The following is a 6915-nucleotide window of genomic DNA, read 5'->3' on the forward strand; positions in this document are numbered from 1 at the left end:
CCAGACTGAGCGGCTGGTACGGCTGCTTGATTATTGTGCCGGCCTAGCTCACGGCACGGTTCGCACAAACTGCACCGTCAACGCCTAATGCGTCCTCCCGTCTTCCCAGCTCATCGTGAGCCAGCTGGTCGAGGTCGGGTACGATATGATGATTCTTCCTGGCCGATAGTTTGCCCCTCGCAAGAAGGGATATTTGTCGACATCAAGTGGTTCGAGCAACAACACGAAGCCCAGGCCCAGGATGTTCAAGGCCACCGCTTCGATGTCTTCTTGAGCGTTTGTAAGGGGCTGCAATTGGAAGCGCGGATGATTCGACATCCGGTCGCCCGCGTTCATGGTGCAATACAGTCCAGCACCCTCCGGCCAATGGCGCGGGTCGTCGAGCATGTCGAGTATCGCTGAATCCCACGAGAACGCGCCGGAAAGCGGTGTTCGGCCCCTCGCGAGATTCTTTGAGACGGCGGCGGCTTTGGCGGTCTTTAGAAGCCAGCGCTCAACGTCATGCCCCGAAACAAGGGCGTGCCTCATCCCCTCATCGCGTTCGAGATATGATTTCAGCGACGCAAAGAAGTAGCGCGCTGCGTTGTCGAGCGGATGCAGCGTGCTGTTGTGCTTGGTGCATAGGCAGTTCGTTCGCAGGCTCTGGGGCGCCAGTATCTTCTCCTCGTCTGGCGCAAGCCACGGCAGGCCTCCAATCGAGAACTCACCGTCTCCCATCAGAACTCGTATTACCGACTCCGAGATAATGTGTTCGCCCGAGATGGGGGCGACACAAGATCCCAACTCCTTCATGTAGCACTTGGCCACACTCGACGACGGTGGAAGCGACTTCGGCCCGAGAGTGCAGGCGGGCTTGTGCCACTCCTTGCCATTGAAGCAACAAAGGCGCGCGACCTTCGCCGAGCCGCCCGGACAGGGGCCGTTCAGAACCGCTTCTCGTTTTCGTCTCGCCTCGCCCATCGGCCAACCCCGGATTGTTCGAGGCCTAGCGATAGCCTCTCTTGAGCTTCTTCGTCCAGTTCGAGGCCATAGCGATGTCGGCAGCACCCCGGCTCCGATACGTTTCGATGCGAACCGTGCCAGCGCGGCCGATACGCCCCCATTCCCTAACCAGCGAGCATTCGCCAAACAGCGTTGGCTGGATGTCTAGCTTGTAGAACCGCGCCAGGTTGCGGTGGTTGTCGATGCGGGTGAGCATGATGGCGGTCATGCGGTTTTCTCCTCTTCTTGTTTATCAGGGACGTGCGTAGAAGCCTGGGCCGCGCGCAAATAGCGATGAACGGTTTCGCGGCTGACGCCGAACTTTCGCGCCATGGCAACCTTCTTGGCACCCTCCCGGACGCTCCTGACAAGTTCGCGCACCTGTTCTGCATTTAACGAACGCCGTCGACCCGTGTAGACGCCCCTGGTCTTGGCAAACGTGATGCCTTCCCGCTGCCGCTCGCGGATGAGAGCCCGCTCAAACTCCGCAAAGGAGCCCATGACGTTGAGCAAGAGCTGGGACAGCGGCGAGGCCTCTGCCGTGAACGTGAGGCTCTCCTTGAGAAACTGGACTTGAACGCCCTTGCCGGTGAGCTCTCTGACCAGGCGGCGAAGATCTTCGAGGTTGCGGGCGAGCCGGTCCATGGAGTGGACCACGACCGTGTCCCCTTCCCGCACATAAGCCACCATCTGTGCCAGTGCTGGGCGATCGGTGTCCTTGCCAGAGGCGTGATCGGTGAAGGTACGTTGAAGGGGTATGTCGACGAGCTGACGATCGGTCTTCTGGTCGAGTGTGCTCACCCGTACACAACCGACAACCTGTCCCGTCAAACTCCTACGCTTTCTTTTCGTGGCAGGAAGTCTGAGAGCCGATGCCTCACGTGTCAAGAAAATCCGAAACGAACCCTAGTGATACATGTTCTTTGAAGGCGAGCACTGTGGCATTCGGGTGCACCCTAAAAGCACGCTTGATATTGCCTCTAATCCACGCATAGTTTTGAACATGATCAGCAAAGAGCAGAGAATCGAAGCCATGAAGGGCGTGTTGGCCTCTCTCTTTGCTTCGCAGCGAACCTTGAAGTCGCTCGCCCCTCAGTTCAAATGGGCCGGTCTCGGCAATTTGTTGGGCGACTACGGTGAGTTTATTGCGACTGAGGTGTACGGCCTTCAGCAAGCCTCGCGTGGCGCGAACGGCTACGACGCCGTGGCGCCGGATGGCAAAAAGGTGCAAGTGAAGGCAAACTTCGCTGCATCCCAAATCGGCTTTCGTGGCGAAGCGGATATGCTGCTTTGCTTGAAAATCGACCTAACCGGCGATTGGACGGAAATTTACTACGGTGACTTTGCGCTGGTGAGGAGCGTAGCGCGCTACTCCGCCCGCGATAATAAGCATATGGTGGCGATCTCCGCGTTGCAAAAAATTGCCAAAGCCGGATACGTCGTCAACGGTCCTCTGCCCGCGGCAACTGAAGCGCTCGGCACAGACGAACCAATCTAGCCCTGTCGCACCTGCTTTGATTTGTGCAACGGCCAGCTTGCGGAGAAGACCGGAAGCCAGGGCAAAAGGCCATTCCCGGCCTAGTTGCAGCATGATAAGCTAACCTTTTGGCATTGACGGGGGCGGGCCGGTGTTTGGTCTCTTTGGAAACAAGCCCAAGAAAAGCGTCGACAATGAACTTATTCCGGAGCTGAAGAGCCGCGTCGTTCAGATACAGGAGTCGGCGGGTATCAGCTATCTGGCAATTACCTTGCCGATGCTAGGGCTTGGGAGTTCATTTTCAACGGAAGGCAAGGGCGCTCAAGGGCTCGCGCAAGAGATCAACCGGTTAAGCCGTCAGCTCGAAGAAGAACAGAAGGCGCTTGGCTCGCTAGGTTCAGCAATAATGGACGTTGGCGTCCCTGAGCTGCCACGGCAGCATACCGACATCGCGATTGATCGGCTCGCAGATTTTGCCGATTCATTTTCCAAAAGAGGCTACTCCCTCGACGAGATAGGCCGTGCAATGTCGGCTGTCTCCCATCAGCTGGCGAAGGCGATCGACAAGGACAACCTGCTGATTGTCGGCATGTTGCGCAGGGTGATATCTAGGCTACGGGAGAAGTATCACGCGGAGCAATTCAGGCAAACCGCGAGCGGAGAAACCTGCACCGAAGAATCAATCAAGATCCTGCTTCGTGCCGAATCGAGCGGCTTTATGATCACGATCAGCAACGATAGGACATTTGTTCTGAGCAAAGGCTCGACCGTCAACTATCTGCGGTCCAACTGGGATATAAAGCGTTTTGAGAGCAGCCTGAACAGTCAGACAGATGAGGAAGATCATAGTCGAGATCCCATAGATCGACTTCTCGAACAGGGTCACAAGGCCATTCGTGAGCAAAAGCTCGACAGCGCTATCAGCGCGTTTTCTGCGGCGCTCCGTATCTCGCCAAATGACCGTGACATCTACTTCCACCGAGGCATCGCGTGGAGCAATTCGTATTACAATCGCGGGAAGAAGCTTGGAGACCTCGACAGGGCCGTGGAAGACTACACACGGGCGATTGAAATCGATCCTGAGTTTGCAGAGGGATATTTCCAGCGCGCCGGCCTTCTATCTGCCAAGGACGAAAATGCGGCCTCCATCGCGGACTACGGCATGGCAATCGAAAGAGGCCACAAGGCCTCAAGCTCGTACTATTGTCGTGGTTTGCTATGGCAACGTACTGGGGAAGCCGGAAAGGCGAACGCGCTAGCGGACTTTGCTGGGGCGATACAGACTGGAGACCGCGAAGATCAGTTCATGGCGCTCATGGCTCGGGCAGACGCGCACCATGAATTCGGAGATCTGGAGCTGGCGCTTGATGATCTGAATGCGGCCGAAGCATACCACCCTAAAGGACCACCAGGCCTTTATGGAACGCGCGCGGCAATCTTAATGAAGCTTGAGCGGTATACCGAGGCCGTCGCCGATTTTGGCAAGGGTATAGCTGCAGCTTCGCCTTTGGCCTCGTCGGAGTTCATCGCGAATATGTATGAACAACGTGGTCGGTGCCGCGCGCAGCTCGGCGAAAGCTCACTGGCACGGCAGGACCTTGATGCGGCGGCACAGCTTCGCAGAGGCACTCGCTAGCGAGGACCTCGCTTACTTACTTGCGCGCCCCCCCGCAACCGGCGGTACATGTTGTAAGAACAGCCGCCAAGAACACAGGAGCTTCAGGTGCTGCGGTTCATTTCAGTGGTCAATGCGCTCGTCGCCGGCACGACCTGGGCGGCGGCTGAAACCATTGACGTCAAATACTACGGCAAGCTCGATCTGGCGCCCCTCGCCTGCACGGACATCACCCGCAGCAGCTTCATCAACCGCGCCTGCTATGACAAGGCCCAGCAGTTCATGGTCGTGCAGCTGAGGTCGGTCTATTATCCCTATTGCGAGATGCCTTCCGCGTCGTTTGAGGCTTTCCTCAACGCCCCCTCAATGGGCAAATTCTACAACGCCAACATCAAGGGCACGGGCATGGACGGCCCGTTCGATTGCCGCACCCACCGGCTCCCCAAATACTGACAGACAGGAAGCGCCATGACAGTTTTCACCGGCTTCACCAACATCTTCATCAACAAAGAAGGCATCAAATATCCGAGTGGACGCATCCACAAAACAGCCAATGATGCGGTTGCCGCGCAATCGGACCCGAAGATCGTAGGCAAGGTGCTGGCGGTTGCCCAGGTCACCTGGGAAGAGAAAGACGAGCCGAGCAAGTAGTCGGCCGCAGATACCCCGCCAGCTTCGTGCCAGGTCGTGAGCCTCCGGTTCGCCAACGGCTACGACCGCACAAACGCGCTATTTATGCTGCGTCACCGGGCTTTCTGGTACCTGCGGCAAAAAATATTTCCGTAAAAGTCTGCCGAATCCGGACGGTCAAAGATCTGCGTCTGGCTAAATAATCGGAACGATCGGTGATCGTCTCCCCTGATTTGGGGCCCAAATCTCTCTGACCAAAGGAGGTAAACGTGCACGCGTTTGCTTACGGTCTGGTGACCTTGGGTTACCTGATCCTTTTCATCCTAAGCCTGGGTTCTTGATTCCAGGTCGCGGGGCAGCTTCGGCTGCCCTGCCCTAGCTTCCGCTGCGGCGTATGTCATCGAGCCGCTGCCGAATCCGGCCCGACACGCCCTGCGTCATGTCAATTAGAAGCTTCAATTCGTCCGGCGAGAACGAGATATCACGGATCGACTGGATATCGGTGACAACGCTGCCCTTCAGCGGCCGCACCGAAATCGTTGAGGCGTCGGTGTGAGCGTATTCCTGGCTTCTTAGCTTGAGCAGCCGTTTATGGAAGGCGGTTTGCCCGGGATCGTATTGCAACAGTCTCTCCGGGAAACTGATGCCTTTTCCGCGCCCTCCGGCAAACGGACGGGCATAGGCGACGATCATCGTCGTCGTAAAAGCGGTCTGTTGAAGTGGCACGCTTCCCCGCCGCAAGAACGACAGGGTGTGCCAACCCTTCTTGAGGATATAGTGGGCGCAAGAACTCGCGATGCCCAGGTCGCCGTGTGAGGCGTGCAATTTCTCATAAAGAGCGCGGTCTCTTGGTGAAAGATCTACGTCTTCAATCATCGCCCCCGCCCAATTGCTCGCTTCGGTGTTAAGTAAGGATTTCCATGACGGACATCTTCAAGTTCTGGTCGATCATCGGCAAGGCCGAAACGATCCATCCGCTCGACCGCCCTGTCTTTGCGCGCCTCAACGACTCGCACGGGTTCGACCTGCGTTGCCTGCCGTCGAATTTCGGCGGAAAGCTGCGAACCGCGCCCGTCGTGTTGCTTTACCTGTCGCCTGGCTTTTCGGAAACCGACGTTCGCGTCGCCAGATCGAAAGAAGGCCAGGAGCGGTATGTCAAACAGCGGACCGGGCGGCTTGGGTTCACGGATCATCATCCGGAGGCCGCAAGGTGGCGCAAAGAGCGACTGGCCTGGCTGGGCGCACCGGACGTCGTCAACGAAAAGGTCGCCATCGCCAACATCGGCGCCTATCACTCCCGCACCTTCACTGATCACCATATCCTCGCGGCCCTTCCCTCCAGCCGGGCGATGCTCGATTGGGCGCAGTCAATCCTGTTTCCGCAGGCTGAGCTGGGCGACCGGATGGTCGTCTGCATGAGGGCCGCGAACTTCTGGGGGCTTGAGTCCGGGCGGCGGTATGGCAAGGCGCTGTTCGCGCCACAAACGACGCGTAGCGGCCATATGCGGCGAGGCAAGATGCGCGAGGACATCGAACGGATGGCCCGCCGCTACGTCTAGGGCCGGCACATTTCAAGCTGCTGAGTGACCGGGTTGGCCCGGCTTGACGATGTCGGGCCCTCGTCTCGCCGCCTTGAGGCGGCTGTGCGGCATGGAATCGAATTATTGTTGGTCTTTTTGCCTCATCGAGCGATTTATTATTGGTCTTTTCCGCCAGACAGGAATTCATGTTGGTTGAAGGGACTCAGGCTGAACTCCATCTTATGGGCATGTCAAATTTGGAGATTTTCCGATGCCTGGCGCAAAACGCCGAGGACGCCCCTCGGGAACTGACTACCGGGAAGACCTTGAGGCCCTAGGCTTGGTGGCCAACATATTGACCGACGGGCCCCATCTGCGCCCAGCGGCGGCCATCCGTCAGGTCATGCGCTCACGCAAATGGACGGGAGCATCAGACAACGCCATTCTCACCCGGCTGCAACGGAAGTGGAAAGTCTTCGGTCCGGGTCTACTTGAGTTGGTTCGCGAGCGTCGAGCCCAGCGCCCCATGCCCCAGCCCGCACACGATATCTTCGCGGGCGCGGCTCGCGCCCAATCGCTGGTCGAGAAATACGGCCGGTCGATCGACAGCCTTGCCCGTATGCAGAAGGCCCTGGAAAATCCTGCTCTGCAAGCGTGGATCAGGGGCAATCAGCCTCGATTCGGTCTGGGGC

At 57.9% G+C, this 6915-nt stretch carries 10 protein-coding genes; 5 read left to right on the forward strand and 5 right to left on the reverse strand.

Translation table 11 applies throughout. The features are described 5' to 3' along the window. Nucleotides 1-84 precede the first annotated feature (84 nt). The 3 genes from JHD07_RS02360 to JHD07_RS02370 are packed head-to-tail and all read right to left on the reverse strand — an operon-like array spanning nt 85 to nt 1812. Nucleotides 85-960, reverse strand: coding sequence for a hypothetical protein (locus tag JHD07_RS02360; protein WP_291618553.1), 876 nt, complete (start codon nt 958-960; stop codon nt 85-87). Nucleotides 961-985: 25 nt separating this feature from the next. Beyond that, complete coding sequence (locus tag JHD07_RS02365) at nt 986-1210, reverse strand: WGR domain-containing protein (RefSeq protein ID WP_100179075.1); 225 nt, start codon at nt 1208-1210, stop codon at nt 986-988. After that, nucleotides 1207-1812 (reverse strand): recombinase family protein, encoded by a 606-nt coding sequence (locus tag JHD07_RS02370; protein ID WP_212065532.1) that lies wholly within the window; start codon nt 1810-1812, stop codon nt 1207-1209. The genes JHD07_RS02365 and JHD07_RS02370 overlap by 4 nt, the downstream gene beginning before the upstream one ends. A gap of 85 nt (nt 1813-1897) precedes the next feature. Here JHD07_RS02370 and JHD07_RS02375 point away from each other — a divergent pair, with 85 nt between their 5' ends. The 4 genes from JHD07_RS02375 (at nt 1898) to JHD07_RS02390 (ending at nt 4724) form a co-directional block, all read left to right on the forward strand. Next, on the forward strand, nt 1898-2479 hold the full coding sequence (locus tag JHD07_RS02375; protein WP_100179077.1) for a hypothetical protein: 582 nt from the start codon (nt 1898-1900) through the stop codon (nt 2477-2479). 130 nt (nt 2480-2609) lie between these two features. Beyond that, complete coding sequence (locus tag JHD07_RS02380) at nt 2610-4094, forward strand: tetratricopeptide repeat protein (RefSeq protein ID WP_291618556.1); 1485 nt, start codon at nt 2610-2612, stop codon at nt 4092-4094. 87 nt (nt 4095-4181) lie between these two features. Next, nucleotides 4182-4526 carry a KTSC domain-containing protein gene (locus tag JHD07_RS02385; protein ID WP_291618558.1) on the forward strand — a complete coding sequence of 115 codons (345 nt, stop codon included), beginning with the start codon at nt 4182-4184 and terminating at the stop codon, nt 4524-4526. A 15-nt stretch (nt 4527-4541) separates the two neighbouring features. Then, a complete protein-coding gene (locus JHD07_RS02390) occupies nt 4542-4724 on the forward strand; it encodes a hypothetical protein (RefSeq protein WP_100179079.1) in 183 nt (60 codons plus the stop codon). Between the two features lie 354 nt (nt 4725-5078). On the opposite strand, the gene JHD07_RS02395 is transcribed toward JHD07_RS02390, so the two are convergent. Beyond that, a complete protein-coding gene (locus JHD07_RS02395; protein WP_100179080.1) occupies nt 5079-5579 on the reverse strand; it encodes a hypothetical protein in 501 nt (166 codons plus the stop codon). 44 nt (nt 5580-5623) lie between these two features. On the opposite strand from JHD07_RS02395, the gene JHD07_RS02400 reads away from it, so the two are divergent. Next, the gene (locus JHD07_RS02400; protein ID WP_212065534.1) at nt 5624-6262 is read left to right on the forward strand and encodes a hypothetical protein; all 639 of its coding nucleotides are present in this window, start codon (nt 5624-5626) and stop codon (nt 6260-6262) included. 448 nt (nt 6263-6710) lie between these two features. On the opposite strand, the gene JHD07_RS02405 is transcribed toward JHD07_RS02400, so the two are convergent. After that, nucleotides 6711-6915 (reverse strand): hypothetical protein (locus JHD07_RS02405; RefSeq protein ID WP_291618561.1); only part of this gene is annotated, 205 nt, incomplete at its 5' end.

The sequence above is a fragment of the Bradyrhizobium sp. genome (assembly GCF_016462955.1).
Lineage (GTDB): Bacteria > Pseudomonadota > Alphaproteobacteria > Rhizobiales > Xanthobacteraceae > Bradyrhizobium.

Coding starts and splice junctions, on each gene's coding strand:
- JHD07_RS02360 (WP_291618553.1), bottom strand. CDS start 960: ATGGGCGAGGCGAGACGAAAACGAGAAGCGGTTCTGAACGGCCCCTGT.
- JHD07_RS02365 (WP_100179075.1), bottom strand. CDS start 1,210: ATGACCGCCATCATGCTCACCCGCATCGACAACCACCGCAACCTGGCG.
- JHD07_RS02375 (WP_100179077.1), top strand. CDS start 1,898: ATGTTCTTTGAAGGCGAGCACTGTGGCATTCGGGTGCACCCTAAAAGC.
- JHD07_RS02390 (WP_100179079.1), top strand. CDS start 4,542: ATGACAGTTTTCACCGGCTTCACCAACATCTTCATCAACAAAGAAGGC.
- JHD07_RS02395 (WP_100179080.1), bottom strand. CDS start 5,579: ATGATTGAAGACGTAGATCTTTCACCAAGAGACCGCGCTCTTTATGAG.
- JHD07_RS02400 (WP_212065534.1), top strand. CDS start 5,624: ATGACGGACATCTTCAAGTTCTGGTCGATCATCGGCAAGGCCGAAACG.